We start from the raw sequence: 21,355 nt of genomic DNA, 5'->3' as shown, positions 1-21,355 counted from the left end.
GTCAAGACCCCCGCACTGCACCAGGGCACGATGAAAAAACCGGAACAACACCCTTCGGTAACTCCGCGAGGCACCCAAGTCATACGTGATCGGACCCATGTGCACCACCCGGTGGCGACGTTGCCCCCGCGATTCGGAGGTGCCCGGGTGACTGCCGGGTGCCGGCGGGCCGGTGCGATCGCACCGGCCCGCCGTGGGGTTCGGGTATCAGCGGTGCCTGGCTCGCCGATGACGGCTGACCAGAACGACTGCCGCGCCCGCACCGAGCAGCAGGGCGGCGAGGGCGAGAAGCTCACCCAGGCCGGACGAGCCCGTGCCGGCGAGTGAACCACCCGGTTTCCGGTCGCCTGCCGGTGCCGGGGTGTGGGGCGCCGCGGGTGTCGGGGGCTCCGGTGCCGGTGCCGGCGGCTCGGTTGCCGGCGGGGTGGGTGTGGGCGGAGTCGGCGTCGGCGGGGTGGGGGTCGGCGGTGCCTCCTTCGGGACGTACACTCCGGCGTCGATCGTGTGATCGACCCCGCCCGGCCTGGCCGGCGCGGTGACCGGGGCATACCCGTTGCACAGCCGGCCGTTGTCCGGCGGGGTCACGTTGGAGTCGTGTACGCGGTCGTCGCCGGCCCGCGGCAGGGTGAACCGCAGGTCGTCGGCGGCCGGCCGGCCCGGCACCTCGCCGGTGTCCGCCGTGCACACATCGAACTGCACGGTGTACTCGGCGCCCGGCGTCAGCTCGTACTCCGCTCCGGCACCGCCGAAGTAGTACTCACCGGCGGCATCGGTCGTGGTCGTGGCGACCTTCTCGCCGTCGGCGTCCAGCAGGTTGACCGTCGCGTCCGGCAGGAGTACGTGCCCGGCGTCCTGGACGCCGTTGTGATCGCCGTCGAACCACACCACGTTGCCGATCTGGATCGGTGCGTTCGCCGCGGCGTACGCGATGTCGCCGAGGCCGCCGGCCTTGCCGAACCCGTTCTGGTTCGGGCCGACGAACTGGTAGGCGTTGGCGGCCGGATCGTTGCCCGGGCCGAGGCCGGTTTCGACGTCGTAGTAGCCCGTTCCGCTGGTGATGACCTGGCCGGTCGGGTCCATCTGCGTACTGACGGCCCACTGCTGCTGCGGGATGTAGGCGACCGATCCCAGCGAGGACTCCTGGTGCGGACCGGGCTGGGTCGCGGAGCCGCCGTTCGGGAAGAAGTCACCCGGGAAGTACTCGACGACGCCGCCGGGCTGGGCACCGTCGAGGGTCGGGTCCGTGGCGTGGTCGGGGCAGTTTCCGGTGCCTTCCCACTCGAACCCGCCGGTGGGCGTGGCGCAGGCCATGGTGATGTCGCCGCCGGACATGCCGTTCTGCGGGGTGTCGTTGCCGGGCCTCGGGTCCAGCCCGCCCCAGCTCACGACGTCCATGAACCGGTCACGGAAGCCGAGGATCAGCGAGCCGTCCCGGGTGAAGGCCAGGCCGGCCAGCTCCGGTTGCGGATCGATCATCGGGCCGTCCACGTTGCGGTCGTCCCAGTCCTCCAGGTCGGTGTTCCACGGGTTCCAGTGGTTGACCTGGTCGTAGCCGGACCTGCCGGTGAGCACGGCCCCGCGCTCGAAGTCGAGCGGCTGGGACAGCACGGTGGTGAAGTCCTCGCCGTCGTAGGTGGCGACGACGGCCTTCAGGTCCGCGCGGTCCTGTGTGCTCTCCGCGCTGCACACGCCCCCGACATGGAGGGTGCCGTTGTGGGTGGCCACGCTGAACGGGCGCCAGTCGTCCGGCGACGCGCAGCCCGGGTCGGGGATCGGCACGGTCGCCTCGGGCGCCGAGGCCGTGGGCTTGGTCGCGTCGAAGCTGACGAGGCTGCGGGTGAGCAGGTTCACCGCGTACAGGGTCGAGCCGTCGTCCGACAGGTCCAGGCTGCCGATGCTCTCCTTGCCCGGTGCGTCGGTGAAGCCGGCGTCCTTGATCAGGTTGCCGGTGTCGTGCGGCGTCTCCGTGGCGTCCGGCACCTCCGCGAAGAGCTTCGGGGCGCCGCCGTGGGCCGGCACGGTGTAGATCGCGTCGCCGCCGTCCGGCCCGTACTCGGTGTACCGCCGGGCGAACGACGACTGGAAGAGCTGGTCGCGGTGTCTGTCGTAGGCCAGCCCGTAGGTCGTGCCCACCTGGTCCTGGGTGGTGAGCACCTCCGGGCACGGCTCCTGGTCGGGACAGTTGCCGCGGGCGTCCGTCCCGAACGCCACCAGCGCCCGGGTCTCCGTCCCGCCGGCGCCGCTCTGGACCGGCACGAAATAGCGGGAGTCGGGGAGTGCGTAATCGGCCGGGTCCCAGACCCCGGTGATGACCGAGTCGTCCTTGCCGTCCGAGATGTCCACGAAGGTGGTGAAGCTGTCGAAGTGGTTCGGCGCGGTCGAGGCGGGTGCCGCCCGCAGATAGTCGCTGTACGGTGCCGGGACGGTGACGTCGACGCGGTAACGGCCGCCGGTCAGCTCGCTCGACGGCGGCACGACGACCTTTCCGGTGGCGTCCGTGACGCCGCTGACGCGATGGCCGGCCGGATCGGTGACGTCGACCTTCATTCCCCGTTGCGGCACGTCCATGGTCGAGTTGATCACGCCGGTGCCGAAGAAGTCCCGCAGTACCTGAACGGTGAGGCTGCCGTCGGAGGCCGAAGCGCCGGCCTGCCCGGCGCCGGTCAAGAGTGTGCCTGTGCCGCCGCCCACCACTAAGAGGCCGGACAGCACTAAACGCACCACTCCATGTAATGGCATGGCATTCCTTCATTTGTTCGACGCCGACGCTAAATCGGCATATTCCAGGGTGAGTTTAAGGGTTACGGAGGGTCATGTCTTTCGAACACAGTGTTCTCCCCTGCCTCCGCGGGACCTGTTACAGTCGCGCCGCGTGCGGAGTATCGGAACGCGGAGCATCGACACCAGGCGGGGTCCCAGGGGGCGCGAGGCGGGCCGGCGCCGCCGGTGGCCGTGGTCGCGCCGGGTGGCAGCAGCCGCCCTGGGCATCACGGCCGCCGCCGTCACCGCCTTCGCCCTCCTCGGCGACAGCGGCGGGCCCACCGCCCCACGGGCGTTGACCTCGGAGGAGGCGAACCGGCTGGCGGTCACACGGTTCCTCAACTACCAGGCGGGAGGCCGGGCGGTAACGATCACGGTGCCGAACGCCGCCGGCGGGCTGGTGATCTCCGCGTCCGTCGACTACCGTACCCACACCGGCTACGGGGTGGTGCGCGGCACCGGGCGCGACACCTCCAGCGACGGGCTGATCCAGTGGACGGCCACCACCGTTCTCGTCCACCCCATGGCAGACCCCCCGGCGGTCGCACCGGCGTCGCCGCCCGCGTCCGGCTGGCACCGCCGTCCGCTGCAGACGTCCGGCATGGCCCTGGACACCTCGCTGGGCATCGCGCTCGGCCTCGGCAGCGACCGGCCGGAGAACGCCGCGCTGCTGCCGCAGAACGGCGCGGCGTGGGTCGGGCGGGACGAGGTGCGCGGCCATCGGACGGACATCATGAACGGGCCGGACGCCGGCACCGGGTCGTCCGGCAAGGCCGGGTCGTCCGACAAAGCCGGTGGGTCCGACAAGGCCGGCGGGTCGTCCGGCAAGACCGGCGGGTCCGACGAGGCCGGTACGTCACCCACCGTGCGCTACTGGATCGGCTCGGACGGCACCATGTACCGGGTCGAGGCCGGCGTCGCCTCCCAGCCGGAGCCGGTGGTCTTCGACTTCGACGACCGGACGTACGTCCCCGTCAAGCCGGTACCCGGCTTCACACCGGCGCCGTAGCCGCCGCTCACGAGGCTCGTACCCGCGCACGGCCGGCGAGCAGCGACTCCGGCGGCAGCGCCGTGTCCGCGACGTCCGGCAGCGCCGGTACGTCCGGCACGACGGTGGCGCCTGCGGTGGCGGCGCGCGGGAACTCCGGCTGCGGGCCCGGCGCGGCCACCTCGGTGAACGGGATGCCAGCGGGCCCCTTCTCACTCGGCCAACTGCCCGCGGGCGTGGGCGACGTGGCGGGGACCGGGCAGGACGCGGTGTCCGTGAGCCCGGCGGGCACGGTCTTGCGCAGCGCGTTCCCCCGCAGGCAGTTGCCCTGTCCGCGGGTGGCGGTGGGGAACGTCGCGCCGACGTCGATGCCGTTGCCGGTGAAGGTGTTGTCCGTGATCCTGTTGCGGTCCGCGGTCAGGTCGGCGGTCGCGGTGATCACGAGTCCGGCGTTGGTGTTGCCGCTGATGCGGTTGCGGAGGAACCGGTTGCCGCTGCCGCCGTCGACGCCGATGCCGATGCCCCAGCCGCCGTCGGCCTGTTCGGGTGTCCGCGGGTGCTGGTTTTCCGCGATCAGGTTGCCGGCGACGACGGCGTCGCGCTGGGGGAGCAGCTTCTCCTGGTGGTCGGAGCTGGTGGTCAGTCCGACACGGTTGCCGGCCAGACGGTTGCCGACCACGTACATCTGGCCACTGGCGTTGGTGCCTTCGTAACCGACCGCGTTGAGTTCGGAGACGTTGTCCCGTACCACGATCCGGCACGGCTTGCACTGGCCGACGTAGATCCCCGAGTCGGCCCCGCCCGAGGCGTAGGAGTGCTCGATGGCACCGTTCTGCGCGGAGAACGCGTAGATGCCGTACAGGCCGTTGCGGGTCGCGGTCACATGCGAGACCAGGAACGACTTCAGGAGCCTGACGGGTTCCTCGCCGGTGTCGTAACCGCCGCTGCCCGGCAGCCCGTCGACTGCCGCCGCCGAACCGGTGACCAGCACCCCGTTCTGCGTGTTCCTCCGTACGGTCAGGTTCTCCACGGCCACGCCGGGCGCGGTGACGACCACCCCGTTCGGCCGCCGCAGCTCACCGTCGATGACGACCCCGGCCCGGGACTCGCCCCGCAGCGTGACGCGAGGCGTGCCGAGCTTCACCGCCTCGCGGTACACACCCGGAGCCACCAGCACCAGGTCACCGGGCCGGGCCAGGGCCACGCCCGCCGAGATCGTCGGGGCCTCGCCGGGCACACGGATCGTCACCCGCGCACCGTCCGGCCGCCGGCCCTTGTCCGGTCCGCCGTCGTCGCCACCGCTGCCGCAGCCGGCCAGGAAAGTCAGTGCGCCCAGTAACGCCGCCATCACACGACGTGCCGATCGAGACATGGGGGAGAGTCTGGCACGAGGACGAATTCACCGCCGGAACACGTCGGTTGAGCGGCAGACGCGAGGCCCGGTGTGGCACTCTGCACCCCATGGACCGCGTCGATCACCCTCCGTCACGCCGCGCGTTCCTCGATGTCACCGGTGCCGCGGTGGCAGCCGGTCTCGTCGCCGGGTGCTCAGGGGACACCGCCGAGCCGGCCCGGTCCGCCCCGTCCGCGGCGACCGGTCCCGCGCCGGTTCCCGCGACGGGCCGGCACCAGGCGGGCATCACGTCTCCCCGGTCCGCCCAGCGCAACCTGCTGGCCGTGGTGGCCGACCTCGGCGCCGCGGTCCCGCCCGGCCCGTTGCTGGCCGAACTCGGCGAGACCATCCGCACCCTCACCGCCGGGTCCGACCCGCGGCTGCTGGGCCTGCCTCCGGGAGACCTGACCGTGACCGTGGGCGTGGGCCCGCGGCTGGTACGGACGGCGGGCGCTTCACTGCCCGGCGCGGTCGACCTCCCCCGGTTCTCCCGCGAGCGGATCGCTCCCCAGGCACGCGGCGGTGACCTGCTGATGCAGATCTGCGCCGACGACGCGCTGCTCCTCCCGGCCGTCGCCGCCGCGCTCCTGGACCAGGCCGGCGACCGCCTCCGCGAACGGTGGCGGCAGTCCGGACGCCGCGGTACGGACGTGCCGGTCGCCAAAGGCCGCACCGCGCCGCGCAACCTGCTCGGTTTCATCGACGGCATCGTGGGCCCGCACACGAAGGCCGAGCAGGAACGTGACCTGTGGCTGGCCGGGCCCCCCGCGGTCGCCGGCGGCACCCTGGCCGTACTACGGCGCATGGAACTCGCCCTCACACGCTTCGCCGCCCTCTCCGTCGCCCAGCAGGAGGCGGTCTTCGGCCGCCGCCGCGCGAGCGGCGCACCCCTCTCCGGCGGCACCGTCGCCGCCGCCCCGGAACTGGGCGCCAAGACACCCGACGGCCGCTACCTCGTCCCCGTGGACGCCCACGTCCGCAGGGCGAACCCCACCGCGGCCGGCGTCGGCCACATGCTGCGCCGCTCCTACAGCACCGACGAGCCGGCCCCGGGCCTGCTCTTCATCAGCTTCCAGAACGACCTGCGCACCTTCACGGCCACGCTCACCCGCATGGAGACCTCAGACGCCTTGCTGCCCTTCACCGCGACGACGGCAGGCGCGACCTTCCTGATCCTCCCGGGCTTCGACCGCCAACACCCGCTCGGTTCCACGCTGTTCCGCTGACCGACTCCCCGCCCGCGGACAAACGGCCCCGGACGAGGAGCCCGAGGCCGAGTAGCCCTCCCTGGGGGAGAAATCCCAGGCCGGAGAGGTGATGCCTGGTGCCCCCGGCAGGATTCGAACCTGCGACACCCGCTTTAGGAGAGCGGTGCTCTATCCCCTGAGCTACGGAGGCGGGGTGGGCCCGTGGGCCCGGTCACCCGCGACAGTGTAGCGGGTGGCGGGGTGGGGCGGGGCTGTGCGGGGTGGTGGGGGTGGGGCGGGTGTGGGGTCGTGTGGTGCGGTGTCTTTTCGGGGTGGAATTGAACGCGTACGGTCAAATTGTAGGCCGCAACGAACCGGAGGACCCCTGCATGCGCCCACGCCGTGCTCTGCTCGTCCCCCTCTCCGCAGCGCTCGCCGCTCTCCTCGCCCTCCCGCTCACCGCCCAGGCCGCCGCCCCCCAGGCATCCCAGCGCATCGACCTCGACGTGCTCTCCGGCCGCCCCGGCTCCGTCACCGGTGGTGACGCGCTGCTCCGCGTCGCCGCCGCCGACCCCGCCGCCGTGGAGATCCGGCTCAACGGGGAGGACGTCACCCCGCTCTTCGCCCCCGACGGACCCGGCGCCGTCTCCGGCGTCGTCGACGGGATACGCGACGGGCGCAACACCGTCACCGCCACCGCGCCCGGCCACCGCGCCGCCCGGCTCACGCTCACCGGGCACCCCGCGCAGGGCCCCGTCTTCTCCGGGCCGCACCAGCAGCCCTTCGTCTGCGAGACCGGCACCTTCCGGCTGCCCGTCGTCGGCGGCACCCTCGGCGACCCGCTCGACGACGACTGCGCCGCCAGGACCCGCGTCGACTACTTCTACCGGAACACCGCCGGCGTCTACACCGCCTGGCCCGCCGGCGCCGCCGACTACCCCGCCGACCTCGGCCGCACCACCACCTCCACCGGCCGCGCCGTCCCGTTCATCGTGCGCATGGAGACCGGCACCGCCAACCGCGGCATCTACCAGTCCACGATCCTCCACGACCCCCTCGCCGAGCCGGACCCCGATCCCCGCAGCCGCCCCGCGGGATGGAACGGCCGCGCCGTCTACACCCTCGGCGGCGGCTGCATCGGCGGCTGGTACCGGCAGGGCAACACCACCGGCGGCGTCACCGACACCCACATGCTCGGCCGCGGGTACGCCGTCATGTCCTCGTCCCTCAACGTCTTCGGCGCCAACTGCCACGACCTCACCGCCGCCGAGACCGCGATGATGGTGAAGGAGCGGTTCACCGAGGCGTACGGGCCGGTCGACCACACCATCGGCTTCGGCTGCTCCGGCGGCTCGTACCAGGCGTACCAGATCGTGGACAACTACCCCGGCATCCTCGACGGCATCCTCCCCGCCTGCTCCTTCCCCGACGTCGGCTTCGCGATGACGAACAGGGTCACCGACACCCGGCTGCTCACCGAGTACTTCGCCGGGGACACGGACCTGGCGTGGACCGAGGAGCAGAAGCGCGCCGTCACCGGCTTCGCCTCGTACGCCGTCGCCACCGGCACCCAGGGCGACGCCGCGCGCATCGACCCGACGGGCAACTGCGGCGTGCTGCCCGAGGAGTTGCGCTACGACCCGGAGACCAACCCCCGCGGCGCGCGCTGCGACCTCTACGACCACGCCATCAACGTCTACGGCCCCGACCCGCGCACCGGCTTCGCCCGCCGCCCGCTCGACAACGTCGGCGTGCAGTACGGCCTCGGCGCCCTCGCCGCCGGGACGATCGGCAAGGAGCAGTTCCTGGAGCTGAACGAGCGCGTCGGCGGCTACGACCACGACGCCCGGATCGTCGACGCCCGTACCACCGCCGACCCGATCGCCACCCGCACCGCGTACCGCACAGGACGGCTCACCAACGGCGGCGGGGGGCTCGCGGACGTGCCGGTCATCGAGTACCGCGCGTACGTGGACGACGCCCCCCGCGGCGACACCCACCTGCGCTACTACTCGCTGTCCATGCGCAAGCGCCTGGTGAAGGCCAACGGCACCGCGGCCAACATGGTCTCCCTCATGGAGGACAACCGCTACGGCGGTCAGAGCACCGCCAGCCCCCTCGTCCGCCACTCCCTCGCGATGATGGACCGCTGGCTCACGAACCTCGGCACCGACACCTCCGCCGCCCCGCGCATCGACAAGATCGTGGCGGCCAAGCCCGCGGAGCTGCGGGAGGGCTGCAACACCCGGGACGCCGAGCCGCGGTTCGTCGCCGAGGCGCTGGACCGCGACCCGGACAGCACCTGCGAGAAGCTCTACCCGTCGAACTCCTTCCCGCGCGAGGTCGCCGGCGAGGACATCGCCACGGACGTGATCAAGTGCCGTACGGAGCCGCCGCGGCGGGACACGTATGCGAAGGAGTACGGCGTGACGTGGACGGACGCCGAGTGGCGGCGGCTGCGGGCCGTCTTCGACCGGGGCGTCTGCGACTACTCCGGGACGGGGGTGGGGCAGCAGGGGCTCGCGGGGACCTGGCTCTCCTTCTGAGCGCTCCCCGGGACGTCTTCTGAGGGTTTGCACAGTTGGACGGGCGTAAGGTTCAGACCGCTCTCATCCGGTTCTCAGGGAGCCTCGATAGCCTGCATGCATGAGTGGAATGGCACCTGCAGGGTGGTATCCCGACCCGGACCGCAGCGACGACCAGTCGCCGAGGGAGCGGAGGTGGGACGGTGAGGGCTGGACGGACGAGGTCAGGCCCGCTGCTGTCGCCGCAGATGTCCCTGCGCAGAGCCCCGAAGGGGGCACCGGGGCCGGCGGGGCCGCCGGCGGGGCCAAGAGTCCTGACGGGCCCGCGGACCCCGCGGCGCCCCCGGCTCTCCCGGCCCCCGGTGCCGCCCCGCAGGACGCCCCGCCCGGTGGCCTCTCCGGCGGCATGCACGGGGCGCCCACGGAAGTCATATCCGGCGGCCACGCCGAACCGCTCGGTCCCGAGGGGCCGTACGCGAAGAAGCGCTGGGCGGCCAGGCGCCCGCTCGCGCTCGGCATCGCCATCGGCGTGGCCGCCGCGGCGCTCGTCGGCGGCGGCATCGCCGGCGGGTACGCGATGTGGGGCGGCGACGACGGCGACGAGGCCGGGGGCGGCGGCCCCGTGGTCTACGGCCCGGACGGCGAGCCCCGTTCGCCGGGCCCCGGCGAGGGGCCGGGCGGCGGCGGGCCCGACGGAGGCTCCGGCGGTTCCGGCGGCGGCCCGGGAGAGTCGCCGGGCCCGCAGGACCCCGAGGGCGGCGAGCAGGATCCCCGCAACCCCGACGGCGGGCAGCCGCCGATGGAGATCCCCAGCGAGGACGGCTTCGCCACCGACCTCGCCAGCGGCATCAAGATCCCGGTGCCCGACGGCTGGAAGGGGCAGTCCGGGCAGATAGGCGCCTCGGTGTCGGTGGGCGAGTACAAGTGCCCGACGTCACCGAAGGACACGTGCGTACGCGGCGGGGTGAACTCCGCGCCCGCCCTCGCCCTCGGCATCGACGCGACCAGCCCGAAGAGCATCGCCGAGAAGGACATCGAGCCCAACGCCGAGGCGTCGTACGGCGACGAGGCGTACGGCGGCATCACCTCGCACGACGAGGTGGAGTCCGGCGAGGTCGAGGTGGCCGGCGAGGAGGGCTACCTGGTGCGCTGGAAGGTCGTGACGAAGGAGGGAGACGACGGCTACGTGCAGTCGCTCGCGTTCCCGTCCCCGGCCAACCCGGACACGCTGGTCCTCGTCCGTGCCGGCTTCGACATCGGCGACGAGGCGCCCGCGCTGGACGAGCTGGACGAGATCACGGACGGCATCAAGGAGTCCGAGGGCGGCGCGGGCCTCCCGGGCGGCGGCGGCCGGCCGGCGGGCTTCACGCCGGCGGCGACCGCTCGGAGCTGAACCACGGCGGGCACCTCCGGGACGCCGTGCGGCGCGCCCGGGGTCGTATCCGTACGACCCCGGGCACCGCCGTGGCCCGGCGGCACCCGGCCGCGGCTCACCCCTCGTACAGCCCCTCGATCTCCCTCGCGTACGCCGCCTCCACCGCGTGCCGCTTCACCTTCATCGACGGCGTCAGCATCCCGTTCTCCTCCGTGAACTCCCCGGCCACGAGGGTGAACCTGCGGATCGACTCCGCCCGCGACACCGCCTCGTTCGCGTAGTCCACCGCCCGCTGCACGTCGGCCCGGAGCTCCGGGTCATCCCGCAGCTCCGCGAGCGGCGTGTCCCGGGGCCGCTTCCGTACCGCCAGCCAGTGCGCCAGCGCCTCCGGCTCCAGCGTGACCAGGGCCGCCACGTACGACCGCTTGTCGCCCACCACCAGCACCTGCCCCACCGGCGGCCGGCTGCGCAGCCGGTCCTCCAGCACCGCGGGGGAGACGTTCTTGCCGCCCGTGGTGATGAGGAGGTCCTTCTTCCGCCCGGTGATCGTCAGATAGCCGTCCTCGTCCAGCGCGCCCAGGTCGCCCGTCGCGAACCAGCCGTCCGCCAGCACCTCCGCCGTCGCCTCCGGATTCCGCCAGTACTCGCCGAAGACGATGCCGCCCTTGATCAGCACCTCCCCGTCGTCCGCGATACGGATCGCCGTCCCCGGCAGCGGCCGGCCGACCGTGCCGGGGCGGGGGCGCAGCGGCGGGGTGATGGTGGCGGCGGCGGTGGTCTCGGTGAGGCCGTAGCCCTCGTAGATGACGATGCCCGCGGCGTAGAAGAAGAGGTTGAGGTTGCGGTCGAGCGGGGAGGCGCCGCTGATGGCGTAGTGGAGCCGGCCGCCCAGCTCCTTGCGGATGCGCCGGTAGACCAGCAGGTCGTACAGGCCCCACGCCAGGGTCAGTCCTGGCCCGGGGCCCTTGCCGGTGCCGAGGAACTTGTTCAGGTGGGCCTCGCCGAAGCGCACCGCGATGCGGTCGGCGCGGTCGAAGGACGCGCCGCGGCCCAGCTTCTCGGCCATCTCCCGGCCGGTGTGGTGGATCTTCTCGAAGAGGTACGGGACGCCGACGAGGAACGTCGGCCTGAAGGTCTTGAACTCCGGCCGCAGCTCGTCGGGTTTGATCGACGGCCAGTGGCCGATCTCGATGCGTGCGGAGAGGCAGGCGATCTGGATCGCCCGACCGAGGATGTGGGCGAGGGGCAGGAAGAGGAGCGTCGAGGCGGTCTGCCCGGTGACCTCCTTGAAGATGGGGTGCAGCAACTCGACGCTGTTGGCGGCCTCGGCGTGCAGGTTGCCGTGGGTGAGGACGCAGCCCTTGGGGCGGCCGGTGGTGCCGGAGGTGTAGCAGAGGGTGGCGATGGTGCCGGGGGTGAGGGCGGCGCGGCGCTTGGCGATCTCGTCGTCGGACACGTCCCGGCCGAGGGCCTTCAGCTCGTCCAGGCAGCCGTCGTCGAGCTGCCAGACGTGCGCGCCGGGGGCGGCGGTACGGACCGTCCGCTCGTTGGCGGCGGTCTCGGCGACGACGAAGCGGGTGCCGGAGTCGTGCAGGATCCAGGCGACCTGGTCGGCGGAGGAGGTCGCGTACACCGGTACGGACTGGCCGCCCGCGGCCCAGACCGCGAAGTCCAGCACGCACCACTCGTAGCGCGTACGGGACATGAGGGCGACCCGCCCGCCGGGTTCGAGCCCGGCGGCGACGAGGCCCTTGGCCACCGAGGTCACCTCGTCGGCGAACGCGCGGGCGGTGACCGGGACCCAGCGGCCGCCGGCCTTGCGGCGGATGACGACGGCGCCGGGGTCCTCGGCGGCGTTGGCGTAGGGGATGTCGGCGACGGCGCTGCCGCTCTCCGGGGCCGGCGCGGCGAGCCCCGGTACGGTCGCCTGGCGCACGACGCCGCCGTCGGTGCGTACGTCGACGGGGGTGCGCTCGGCGAGGTCCGAGCGCTTCCGCGCGGTCCTGAGGTCCTTTCGTACGCCCACGATCGCTCCTTCGGTTGGCGGGGTTCAGGCTTCGAGCAGCGCCGTGACGCCCTGGCCGCCTGCGGCGCAGACGGAGATCAGCCCGCGTACGGGCGCGGTGTTGCCCGACGCGCGCTCCGCCGCCCGCTCGTGCAGCAGTTTCGCCAGCGTCGCGACGATCCGGCCGCCGGTCGCGGCGAAGGGGTGCCCGGCGGCGAGCGAGGAGCCGGCGACGTTCAGCCGCTCCCGGTCGACGGTGCCCAGCGGTGCGTCGAGGCCGAGGCGCTCCTTGCAGAACGCGGCGTCCTCCCACGCGGCGAGCGTGGCCAGCACCTGGGAGGCGAACGCCTCGTGGATCTCGTACAGATCGAGGTCCGCCAGGGCGAGTCCGGCGTCGGCGAGCAGCCTCGGCACCACGTACGCGGGAGCCATCAGCAACCCGTCCGGTCCTCCGGCGAAGTCGACCGCGCCGGTGCGCGCATGCGTGAGGTACGCCAGCACCGGCAGCCCGCGCGCGGCGGCCCACTCCTCGCTCGCGAGCAGCACGGTGGCCGCGCCGTCGGTGAGCGGGGTGGAGTTGCCCGCGGTCATCGTGGCGCCCGGGTCCGCGGCGCCGAACACGGGCTTCAGCCGGGCCAGTTTGTCCGGAGTGGAGTCCGGGCGCAGGTTCTGGTCGCGGTCAAGACCGCGGAACGGCGTGAGCAGGTCGGCGAAGAAGCCCGCGTCGTACGCCGCGGCCAGCCGGCGGTGGCTGGCGGCGGCCAGCTCGTCCTGCGCGGCGCGCGGCACCCGCCACTCGCGGGCGGTGAACGCGGCGTGCTCGCCCATGGAAAGTCCGGTCCGCGGCTCGGCGTTGCGCGGGACGTCGGGGACGACGTGCCGCGGGCGCAGCCCGGCGAGGGCGGCGATGCGGCGGCCGGTGGACCGCTGCCGGCGGGCGTGGAGGAGGACGCGGCGCAGGCCGTCGTTGAGGCCGAGGGGCGCGTCGCTGGCGGTGTCGACGCCGCCGGCGACGCCCGCGTCGATCTGGCCGAGCGCGATCTTGTTGGCGACGAGGAGCACGGCTTGGAGGCCGGTGCCGCACGCCTGCTGGACGTCGTACGCGGGGGTGCGGTGGTCGAGCCCGCTGCCGAGGACGACTTCGCGCGCGAGGTTGAAGTCGCGGCTGTGCTTGAGCACGGCGCCGGCGACGAACTCGTCGAGCAGCGTGCCGCGCAGCCCGTACCGCCCGACGAGGCCGTCGAGGGCGGCGGAGAGCATCTCCTGGTTGGAGGCGGTGGCGTACGCGCCGTCCGCGCGGGCGAAGGGGATCCGGTTGCCGCCGACGATCGCGACGCGCCGCACGCCGCCGCCGGTCCGCCCGCCCGTCCTCGCCGCTGCCGCCATCGCCGCGCTCCCTCCGTCGCCTCCCCGCGGCTTCTTGTGCGGCGGGGGTTCGGTTCCTACGCTCCTTACTCCGCAGTAAACTTACTCAAGCGTAAGGAGAATGCCAATGGCCGATCGCTACCAGAAATTCACGAGCCGCGGAGCCGGGGCCTTCGTCGCCAAGCGGCTGGGCCTCCCGCGGCCCGCGCGCCTGGAGCGGTACCGGCCGGGGCAGCCCGTCGCCCGCGGCCCCGTCGTCCTCGGCGGCGCGGCCGGCGGCCGGATGCACAAGACGCTGCGCGAACTGCTGGACGCGGTGGGCGCGGAGGTGGCGGAGGCCGCGGACGGGCCGTCCGTACGGGCCGGGGCGCTGGTCTTCGACGCCACCGGCATCGCCACCTCCGCCGGGCTGCGCGCGCTCTACGACTTCCTCCACCCGCGGATCCGCGAACTCGCCCCCTGCGGCCGCGTCGTGGTCGTCGGCACCCCGCCGGAGAACGCGGCCGGGACGGGGGAGGCGGTGGCGCAGCGGGCGCTCGACGGGTTCGTCAGGTCGGTGGGCAAGGAGCTGCGCGACGGGTCGACGGCGCATCTGCTGCTGGTCGCGCCGGGTGCGGAGGGCGGGGTGGAGTCGACGCTGCGCTTCGCGCTGTCGGCGCGCTCCGCGTACGTCTCGGGCCAGGCGCTGCGCGTCACGGGCACGGCTCCGGTGCCGGGGACGGCGGACTGGGCGCGGCCGCTGGCGGGGAAGACGGCGCTGGTCACGGGCGCGTCGCGGGGGATCGGCGCGGTGGTCGCGGAGACGCTGCACCGGGACGGGGCGCGGGTGGTGTGCCTGGATGTCGCCGCGCAGGGCGCGGAGCTGGCGGCGGTGGCGGCCCGGGTCGGCGGCGGGGCGCTGGAGTCGGACATCACGGCGGCGGACGCGGGGGACCGGCTCGCCGCGTACCTCGGCGAACACCACGGCGGCGTCGACGTCGTCGTGCACAACGCGGGCATCACCCGCGACAAGACCCTGGCGCGGATGAGCGCCGGCCAATGGGACGCGGTCGTCGGGGTCAACCTCACCGCCGTCGAGACCCTCACCGCCCGCCTCCTCGGCGACGGGCTGCTCCGCGCGGACGGACGGATCGTCTGCACCTCGTCGATCAGCGGCATCGCGGGCAACGTCGGCCAGACCAACTACGCGGCGAGCAAGGCGGGCCTCATCGGCTACGTCCGGGCCGCGGCGCCCGGGGCGGCGGCACGCGGCGTGACGGTCAACGCGGTGGCTCCCGGGTTCGTCGAGACGCGGATGACGGCGGCGGTCCCGCTGGTCATCCGCGAGGCGGGCCGGCGCATGAACAGCCTGAAGCAGGGCGGCCTGCCGGTGGACGTGGCGGAGGCGGTGGCGTATTTTGCGGCGCCGGGCAGCGGGGCCGTGACGGGACAGGTGCTGCGGGTGTGCGGCCAGGCGCTGCTGGGGGCGTGAGGTGGAGACACGGGAGCTGGACAGGGCGCCGCGGCTGCTGCCGCTGTACGCGCGGGCGGTGGTGCCGAAACGGCGGGGGAGGGCGTACGGGACGGGGGCGGGAGCCGGAGGCGCCGGGGAGGCCGGGCCGGAGGCCGGCGCCGGGCTGCCCGCCGTCCCGCAGCGCCGCCTGGTCCTCCGCGACGTGCGCCCCGACCCCGCCCGCCTCCGCCGCTACGCCGCCGTCTGCGGCTTCCCCGACGACGGCCGGCTGCCGGTCACGTACCCGCACGTCGTGGCCTTCCCGCTGGCCATGTCCCTCATGACCGCCCGCGACTTCCCCTTCCCGCTCCTCGGCCTCGTCCACCTCGCCAACCGCGTCGAGCACCTGCGCCCCGTCGACGCCGGCGAACGGCTGACGTACGTCGTCGCGACGGGCCGCGCGCGGCCGCACCCGAAGGGCACCGCGTTCCCGGTGGCCGCGCACGCGCGCCTGCGCGGCGAGACGGTATGGCGCTCGACGAGCACGTACCTGAGCCGCGGGCCCCGGACCGGCACCGGCACCGGCAGCGGCGAGCCGCCCGCCGAGGCGTCAGGTGCGCCGGAGGTCACCGCCGCGGCGCGGGAGGAGAGCTGGCGGCTGCCGGGTTCGCTGGGCCGCTCGTACGCCGCCGCCTCCGGCGACCGCAACCCCATCCACCTGCACCCGCTGACCGCCCGGCCGTTCGGCTTCCGGCGCGCGATCGCGCACGGGATGTGGACCAAGGCGCACTGTCTGGCGGCGCTGGCGGCCGACCTGCCCGCGGCGTATGCGGTGGAGGTGTCGTTCCGCGCGCCGGTCCTGCTGCCGGCGGCGGTGCGCTTCCGCGCGGAACGCGCCGAACGGGCGGAACACGCGGCGGGCGGCTGGGCGTTCGACGTCCGCGGCGCGGACGGCGACCGCGCCCACCTGCGGGGCGCCGTCTCACCCCTGGGCGGCTGACGGCTCCGGCGGCGGCGGTGGCGGCGGCGCCCAGGTCTCGCCGTCGAGCACGTTGCGCATGCCCACCCAGATCATGTTCATGAGCCGCCGCGTCATGCCCTCCGGCGACTCTGCGGGGTGCTCGGCCATCCAGTCCGTCAGCGCGTCGGCCGCGCCCACGATGGTGTGCGCGACGAACTCGGCGTCCTCGTCCCCGAGCCGGACGGGCCCGCCGTTCTCCTCGATCCCGGTCCGTACCAGCGCGGTGACCTCCGCCATCACCGCCCGCCGCGCCCCCGCGGACTCCGCGGCGATGGCCTCGCTCAGCTCCGCGGCGTGCCGGTGCAGCACGACCCAGCCGTCGCGGTGCTCGGAGACGAACGAGAAGAACGCCCGCAGCCCCGCCCGCAGCCGCAGCTCCGGCGTCAGCACCCCGTCGGCCGCCCCCTGGAACGCGGCCACCAGCCGCTCCGCCTCGCGCCGCAGGCAGGCGATGAAGAGCCCTTCCTTGGACTCCAGATAGAGGTAGACCATCGGCTTGGATATCCCGGCCAGCTCGGCTATCTCGTCCACGGAGGCGGCGTGGTAGCCGCGCTTGGAGAAGACCCGTACGGCCACGTCGATGATCTGCTGCTCCCGCACCTGCCGGGGGAGCCGCCGCCTGCGCTTTTCGGTCACAGTTGCGAGCGTACTCTGCCGCCTCCTATATTTAACGATCGAGTAAGTCTACTATTCGGTAAGAAAGATGGGGTGTGCGGATGACCGACGACACGTCGGGGCTCGAGGGCCTGGACTTCGCCGCGGTGTCCCCCGAGGAGTACGCGCGCATCGTCAGGGGGTTCTCCTCGCGGGAGATCGGGGAGCTGGCCCGGGACGAGGCGCTGCGCGCGCGGGTCGTCGGGGAGGTCTTCCGGCGGATGGAGCAGCAGTTCCGGCCGGACAGGGCGGGAGAGCTGGAGGCGGTCATCCGCTGGCGGATCGCGGGCGTGACGGAGGTGGTCTACGACGTGACCGTCTCGGGCGGCGCCTGCTCGGTGCGCGAGGGTGCGGGCGAGGCGAAGCCGCGGGTGACGCTGGACATGGGCGACGAGGAGTTCCTGAACGTCACGTCCGGGAACGCGGGGCCCGTCAAGCTCTTCATGACGCGGAAGCTGAAGGTCACCGGAGACGTGGCGCTCGCGCTGAAGCTGACGGGCATGTTCGACATCCCCAAGGCCGACTGAGCGCGTGCGACCCCCGTCGCCCCGTCCGGCCCCGCCGGCGCCGGCCGTCAGCCCGGCGGCTCGGTGCGTTCGGTGCGATCCGGGTGTTCGGCACGTCCCGTACGGCCCGTGACCGGGCCCGTCGACGGCAGGTCCGCCTGGTCGCGCAGCCAGAGTGCGCGGAGCGTCGCCTCCAGGGCGAAGCGCCGGTCCGGCTCGGTGAGCTGGGAGCCGAAGTGCCGGCCGAGGGTCCGCATCCGGTAGCGCACGGTCTGCGGGTGGACGTGCAGTTGCTCGGCGATGCGCCCCGCCGTGGCGCGCGTGGTCAGCCACACCCGCAGGGTCTCCACCAGCCGTTCGCGCCGGCCGGTGGTCACGGCGGCCAGCGGCTGGAGCTGGCGGCCCGCCATCTGCTCCACCAGCGCGGGGTCCGTGAGCAGCCAGAGGGTGAGCAGGTGGTCCTCGACCCGCACCGGGGAAGGGGCGCGGATCACGCCCGACTCGACCATGCCGAGGGCCTGCCGCGCCCAGCGCAGCGAGTCCGCGGTCCTGTGCAGCGGCACGGTGAGGCCGACGGCCACGCCGACCGTGCCCAGCGCGACGTCCAGCGCCTCGCGGCGCTCGTCGTCGAAGGGTCCGGGGATGAGGAGGTACGGGTGCGGGCCCGCGGTGTCCGCCAGGACGTCCTCGGGCAGTCCGGTCAGCGACGTGAGCCGCTCCGCCGGCATCAGCGCGGCCGGCGTCACCTCCTCCGGTAACTGCCAGCGGGCCTGGGCGGCGATGTCCTCGACGGTGTGGCGCGGTACGGGCGGCTCGGCGACCAGCGTCCGCAGCAGCCGCCTGCGCAGGCTCTTCAGCCGCTCCGCCGAGTCGGCCTCGGCTTGCAGATAGCCCTCCCTGGCCAGCTCCGACAGCTCGTCGATGTAGGCGAGCAGGGCGTCGGCGAAGGCGTTCATGACGTGCGAGGCGAGGTGGTTGCGCTCGCCCACGACCATCGCGCGCCGCCACGCGACCCGGCCGCCGATGCGGTAGGCAGACTGCAGGGCGTCGAGACTGCGGCCCTCCTGCGCCTCGAACCGGCCGAGTCTTCGGTGCACCTCGGCGAGGCTGACGGCGCGTTTGCGGGGCGTCGCGACCCGGTCGGTGAAGGTGTTGAGCGACTGCCGGACGCCGAGCCGCAGGGCCCGGTCGTACGCCTCGCCCCTCTGGAGCCCGTACTCGGGCACCGCGCCGCGGATCGCCGCGACGATCTCCCGGTAGAGGCTCGGTAACTCCGGCCGGATCAGCGCGGCCAGCTCCCGCGGCAGCGGCTCGGGCGGCTCGGCCAGTGCGACTGCCTGCACTTCGGACGGCATAGGTCTACCCCTCACGCCGCCGGCGAGGCAGGGGGACACCGACCCGGTGGGGGGTGTGCAAGTCAGATGCCCTCCGGTACGGGCGGTGCCGGCGGCTCGCTGTCGGATGAAGACCGCGGGCGCCCGGCAGCGCACCGGTGACCGCGGTGTTGCGCGTGGCGTGTCTCGATACCCGGAAGAAGCTGTAGCCCACACAGAGTGGCGGCGGCACTACTCACCCGGCAAGCGCTTGTACGCATCTTTTGTATGCCGGTGACAGTTCCCGCCTCCGGCCGGGCCGCCCGCGCGGCGGCTCAGCCGCCGTCGCCCCGCTGCCGCAGATGCAGCGTCCGTACCGCGACCTCCACCGCGAACCGCTCGTCGTGGTCGTCCAGTTGTGCGCCGAAGAGCTGGTGGAGGCTGCGCAGCCGGTAGCGGACGGTCTGCGGATGGACGTGCAGCATCCGCGCCATCCGCGCCGCCGTGCCGCGGGTCGTCAGCCAGACCCGTAACGTGTCGACCAGCCGCTCCCTGCGGACGGGCGTGTGGCCGGCGAGCGGCGCCAACTGCCGCCGGGCCAGCTCCTCGGCCAGCGGCGGGTCGGCCATGAGCCACAGGGTCACCAGATGGTCGTCGCAGGCGAACACCGGCGCGTCCCGGATGATGCCGCTCTCGGCGTGCACGAGCGCCTGCCGGGCCCAGCGCAGGGAGTCCGCGGACCTGCCGAGCGGCACGGTCATGCCGATCGCCGCGCGGCAGCCCGCCAGCGCCGTTTCGCAGCCGGTCCTGCGCAGCCCGGTGAGGCGGCCCGGCACCAGCAAGTGCGGCTGCGGGTCGGAGAGTTCGGCGAGCACGTCGTCCGGGAGCGACTCCGGATCCGGGCGGCGCTCCCCGGCCAGCGCGACGGGCGTCGCCACCTCCGGCAGCGGCCAGCCGGCCCGCTCGGCGAGGTCGGTGACGGCCGGGTGGGCCAGGGGCAGCGTGCCGCCGGTGAGCAGCAGCCGCAGCAGCCGCCGCCGGCGCGCCCCGGCGTCCTCGGGCCCCGACTGCGCCTCCCGGTAGCCCTCGCGGCACAGTTCCTCGGTCGCGTCGACGTGGGCGAAGACGGCGTCGGCGAACATCGCCATGAGAGTGGGGGACATGTTGTAGCGGGCGCCCACCTTCTTGGCGCGGCGCAGCGCCACCCGCGCGCCGATGCGCAGCGCCGAGCGCAGGTACTGGAAGCTGCGGCCCTCGTACGCCTCGAACCTGCCCAGCCTTCTGCACATGTCGTCCCAGCGGGCGGTCGAGGATTTCGGGTTCGCCACCTGCTCGACGAATGTGGAGAGATTCTGCTCCACGCCCTGCTGCAATACCTCGCCGTACGGGCCCTCCAGTAACCGGCTGTATTCCGGAATGGCCTTCCTGATCTCCTGCGCGATTTCCTCGACGAGGCTGGGCAGTTCCGGTCGCATGATCGCGGCGAACTCCGGTGGCAGCGGCTCTGGCGGCCCGACGAGTCCGGCCGCGGGTCCTGCGTCTGGCATCTGCGTGACTCCTCCCACCCCGGGGCGGAGCGCCGGTCGGCCGGGCTCCGTTGCGGGCGGTGCGTGAGACGGGGCGGTGCGACGGGGCGGTGGAGCGGGGGCGTGGCGGTGGGCGCTGGGACGGTGCCGTGCCGTGCGCGCGGCCGGGGTCGCCGGACGGCGCTGGTCAGCGGGTTGCCGGCGGGACGGCGTCCGGGGCCGGCGGGGCCTGCGCGGGGTGCCGGGAGGAAACGGCCCGCGGGCGCGGCGCTGGGCGGGGCGGGACCGGACGGCGGCGTACGCGTGCCGCGGACCAGCATGCGGGGTGCGGTGGCAGTGCGGGAGGGGAACGTCCGCGATTGCGCACTCGGCGACAAACGCCGACGGCGGGATGCTGCGTAGCTGACAAGAAAATACGCCGCCGTAACAAAGTTCCCCGATTCCGGGACCGAGGTATTGCGTTCGCTTGTTACTCGTACGTAGCGTACCCCTCTGCAAGGCGCTGGTCGGGGCATCCTTTGTGGCCTGCATGCCGGGCCGGATCGCTCCACGGTTTCAATTCGCCGCGCGCCGTCCGCTCCCGGGAGGCAGATGACGCAGCGGCGCAGAACCGTCACTTCAACTCACGAGGGGAATCGCAGTGCGAAGACTCACGAGAAGCGCCGCAGTCGCAGCAACGGCCCTCATGGCGGCTGTCGGCTTCACGGTCAGCTCCGCCTCCGCGACCGCGCAGGCGACCTGGACGGTCTCTCCGGGCGGGCCGTTCACTGCCCATTCGGGCAACACGCAACTGGGCGTGCCGAACGCCGTCCTCACGTGTACCGACTCGGACGCCAACGGCACGCTGAAGAGCGGTCCGGGGCTGGACGGTGCCGGGATCGGCGACATCGCCAACCTGACGTTCACGAACTGCTCCGTGGCCGGGATCCTGTTCACGGTCGACACGTCGAGCGCCCTTCCGTGGAAGCTGAACGTCACGGGCGTCGACCCCGGCAACGCCAACCGGGTGCGGGGGTCGATCTCCGGGATCGTCGCGAAGATCGCCGACCCGGACGGCATCTGCACGGCGACGTTCGCCGGTCCTTCCGGGCCCACGGCCCCGGGGACGGTCACCGGGTACTACGACAACGGGACCGACCAGCTCGTGATCCAGGACGGCAACCTCACCGCCCACAACGCGAACTGCCTGGGCATCATCAACAACGGTGACCACGCGGCGTTCACCGGCAACTACGACGTCACGCCGGGACAGACCATCACGCTGGACTGACGCCCGGCCCACCGGCCCGGGGCCGCGGCCGACCT

15 protein-coding genes and 1 tRNA gene are annotated in these 21,355 nt (G+C 73.4%); 8 read left to right on the top strand and 8 right to left on the bottom strand.

Annotated features, from left to right (window positions below; translation table 11 throughout):
* Positions 1 to 207: 207 nt before the first annotated feature.
* Complete coding sequence (locus tag FB457_RS22015; protein ID WP_145782921.1) at positions 208 to 2,739, bottom strand: SdrD B-like domain-containing protein; 2,532 nt, start codon at positions 2,737 to 2,739, stop codon at positions 208 to 210.
* A gap of 226 nt (positions 2,740 to 2,965) precedes the next feature.
* On the opposite strand from FB457_RS22015, the gene FB457_RS22010 reads away from it, so the two are divergent.
* A complete protein-coding gene (locus FB457_RS22010) occupies positions 2,966 to 3,769 on the top strand; it encodes a hypothetical protein (protein ID WP_486589098.1) in 804 nt (267 codons plus the stop codon).
* A gap of 7 nt (positions 3,770 to 3,776) precedes the next feature.
* Here the strand turns inward: FB457_RS22010 and FB457_RS22005 are convergent, their stop codons facing one another.
* Positions 3,777 to 5,120: a right-handed parallel beta-helix repeat-containing protein gene (locus FB457_RS22005; RefSeq protein ID WP_145782919.1), complete on the bottom strand. Its 1,344-nt coding sequence runs from the start codon at positions 5,118 to 5,120 to the stop codon at positions 3,777 to 3,779.
* A gap of 89 nt (positions 5,121 to 5,209) precedes the next feature.
* Between FB457_RS22005 and FB457_RS22000 the strand changes: the two genes are divergently transcribed.
* Positions 5,210 to 6,367 (top strand): Dyp-type peroxidase, encoded by a 1,158-nt coding sequence (locus FB457_RS22000; RefSeq protein ID WP_047016266.1) that lies wholly within the window; start codon positions 5,210 to 5,212, stop codon positions 6,365 to 6,367.
* Positions 6,368 to 6,463: 96 nt separating this feature from the next.
* Here FB457_RS22000 and FB457_RS21995 read toward each other — a convergent pair.
* Positions 6,464 to 6,539 (bottom strand) — tRNA-Arg (locus FB457_RS21995).
* Positions 6,540 to 6,717: 178 nt separating this feature from the next.
* Here FB457_RS21995 and FB457_RS21990 point away from each other — a divergent pair.
* Together FB457_RS21990 and FB457_RS21985 are read left to right on the top strand one after the other, a co-directional pair.
* Complete coding sequence (locus FB457_RS21990) at positions 6,718 to 8,874, top strand: DUF6351 family protein (protein ID WP_047016261.1); 2,157 nt, start codon at positions 6,718 to 6,720, stop codon at positions 8,872 to 8,874.
* 100 nt (positions 8,875 to 8,974) lie between these two features.
* Entirely contained in the window at positions 8,975 to 10,246 is a 1,272-nt protein-coding gene (locus tag FB457_RS21985) for a DUF2510 domain-containing protein (RefSeq protein ID WP_078898258.1), read from the top strand.
* A 97-nt stretch (positions 10,247 to 10,343) separates the two neighbouring features.
* Here FB457_RS21985 and FB457_RS21980 read toward each other — a convergent pair whose 3' ends face one another.
* Positions 10,344 to 12,254, bottom strand: coding sequence for an AMP-dependent synthetase/ligase (locus FB457_RS21980; RefSeq protein WP_047016260.1), 1,911 nt, complete (start codon positions 12,252 to 12,254; stop codon positions 10,344 to 10,346).
* A 24-nt stretch (positions 12,255 to 12,278) separates the two neighbouring features.
* Positions 12,279 to 13,619, bottom strand: a complete 1,341-nt coding sequence (locus FB457_RS21975) for an acetyl-CoA C-acetyltransferase (RefSeq protein WP_145782917.1) — start codon at positions 13,617 to 13,619, stop codon at positions 12,279 to 12,281.
* 106 nt (positions 13,620 to 13,725) lie between these two features.
* On the opposite strand from FB457_RS21975, the gene FB457_RS21970 reads away from it, so the two are divergent.
* Complete coding sequence (locus FB457_RS21970) at positions 13,726 to 15,069, top strand: 3-oxoacyl-ACP reductase (protein ID WP_047016258.1); 1,344 nt, start codon at positions 13,726 to 13,728, stop codon at positions 15,067 to 15,069.
* Between the two features lie 58 nt (positions 15,070 to 15,127).
* Entirely contained in the window at positions 15,128 to 16,030 is a 903-nt protein-coding gene (locus tag FB457_RS21965) for a MaoC family dehydratase (RefSeq protein ID WP_047019993.1), read from the top strand.
* Here the strand turns inward: FB457_RS21965 and FB457_RS21960 are convergent.
* Positions 16,013 to 16,687, bottom strand: coding sequence for a TetR/AcrR family transcriptional regulator (locus FB457_RS21960; RefSeq protein ID WP_047016257.1), 675 nt, complete (start codon positions 16,685 to 16,687; stop codon positions 16,013 to 16,015). The two genes, FB457_RS21965 and FB457_RS21960, sit on opposite strands and share 18 nt — an antisense overlap.
* Positions 16,688 to 16,767: 80 nt before the next feature.
* Here FB457_RS21960 and FB457_RS21955 point away from each other — a divergent pair, with 80 nt between their 5' ends.
* Positions 16,768 to 17,232, top strand: coding sequence for an SCP2 sterol-binding domain-containing protein (locus tag FB457_RS21955; protein WP_047016256.1), 465 nt, complete (start codon positions 16,768 to 16,770; stop codon positions 17,230 to 17,232).
* A 47-nt stretch (positions 17,233 to 17,279) separates the two neighbouring features.
* On the opposite strand, the gene FB457_RS21950 is transcribed toward FB457_RS21955, so the two are convergent.
* On the bottom strand, positions 17,280 to 18,566 hold the full coding sequence (locus FB457_RS21950; RefSeq protein WP_047016255.1) for a PucR-like N-terminal domain-containing protein: 1,287 nt from the start codon (positions 18,564 to 18,566) through the stop codon (positions 17,280 to 17,282).
* 293 nt (positions 18,567 to 18,859) lie between these two features.
* On the bottom strand, positions 18,860 to 20,071 hold the full coding sequence (locus tag FB457_RS21945; protein WP_047016254.1) for a PucR-like N-terminal domain-containing protein: 1,212 nt from the start codon (positions 20,069 to 20,071) through the stop codon (positions 18,860 to 18,862).
* Positions 20,072 to 20,735: 664 nt separating this feature from the next.
* Here FB457_RS21945 and FB457_RS21940 point away from each other — a divergent pair.
* Entirely contained in the window at positions 20,736 to 21,320 is a 585-nt protein-coding gene (locus tag FB457_RS21940) for a hypothetical protein (RefSeq protein WP_052770314.1), read from the top strand.
* Positions 21,321 to 21,355: the final 35 nt, after the last annotated feature.

The sequence above is a fragment of the Streptomyces sp. CNZ287 genome (genome assembly GCF_007827615.1).
Note: the sequence above shows the minus strand (reverse complement) of the source record. Positions and strands in the feature narration are given on the sequence as shown.

What these genes read in the sequence shown, in the direction of transcription:
- FB457_RS22015 (WP_145782921.1), bottom strand. Translation starts at nt 2,739, where the DNA reads ATGCCATTACATGGAGTGGTGCGTTTAGTGCTGTCCGGCCTCTTAGTG.
- FB457_RS22005 (WP_145782919.1), bottom strand. Translation starts at nt 5,120, where the DNA reads ATGTCTCGATCGGCACGTCGTGTGATGGCGGCGTTACTGGGCGCACTG.
- FB457_RS22000 (WP_047016266.1), top strand. Translation starts at nt 5,210, where the DNA reads ATGGACCGCGTCGATCACCCTCCGTCACGCCGCGCGTTCCTCGATGTC.
- FB457_RS21990 (WP_047016261.1), top strand. Translation starts at nt 6,718, where the DNA reads ATGCGCCCACGCCGTGCTCTGCTCGTCCCCCTCTCCGCAGCGCTCGCC.
- FB457_RS21985 (WP_078898258.1), top strand. Translation starts at nt 8,975, where the DNA reads ATGAGTGGAATGGCACCTGCAGGGTGGTATCCCGACCCGGACCGCAGC.
- FB457_RS21975 (WP_145782917.1), bottom strand. Translation starts at nt 13,619, where the DNA reads ATGGCGGCAGCGGCGAGGACGGGCGGGCGGACCGGCGGCGGCGTGCGG.
- FB457_RS21970 (WP_047016258.1), top strand. Translation starts at nt 13,726, where the DNA reads ATGGCCGATCGCTACCAGAAATTCACGAGCCGCGGAGCCGGGGCCTTC.
- FB457_RS21955 (WP_047016256.1), top strand. Translation starts at nt 16,768, where the DNA reads ATGACCGACGACACGTCGGGGCTCGAGGGCCTGGACTTCGCCGCGGTG.
- FB457_RS21950 (WP_047016255.1), bottom strand. Translation starts at nt 18,566, where the DNA reads ATGCCGTCCGAAGTGCAGGCAGTCGCACTGGCCGAGCCGCCCGAGCCG.
- FB457_RS21945 (WP_047016254.1), bottom strand. Translation starts at nt 20,071, where the DNA reads ATGCCAGACGCAGGACCCGCGGCCGGACTCGTCGGGCCGCCAGAGCCG.
- FB457_RS21940 (WP_052770314.1), top strand. Translation starts at nt 20,736, where the DNA reads ATGGCGGCTGTCGGCTTCACGGTCAGCTCCGCCTCCGCGACCGCGCAG.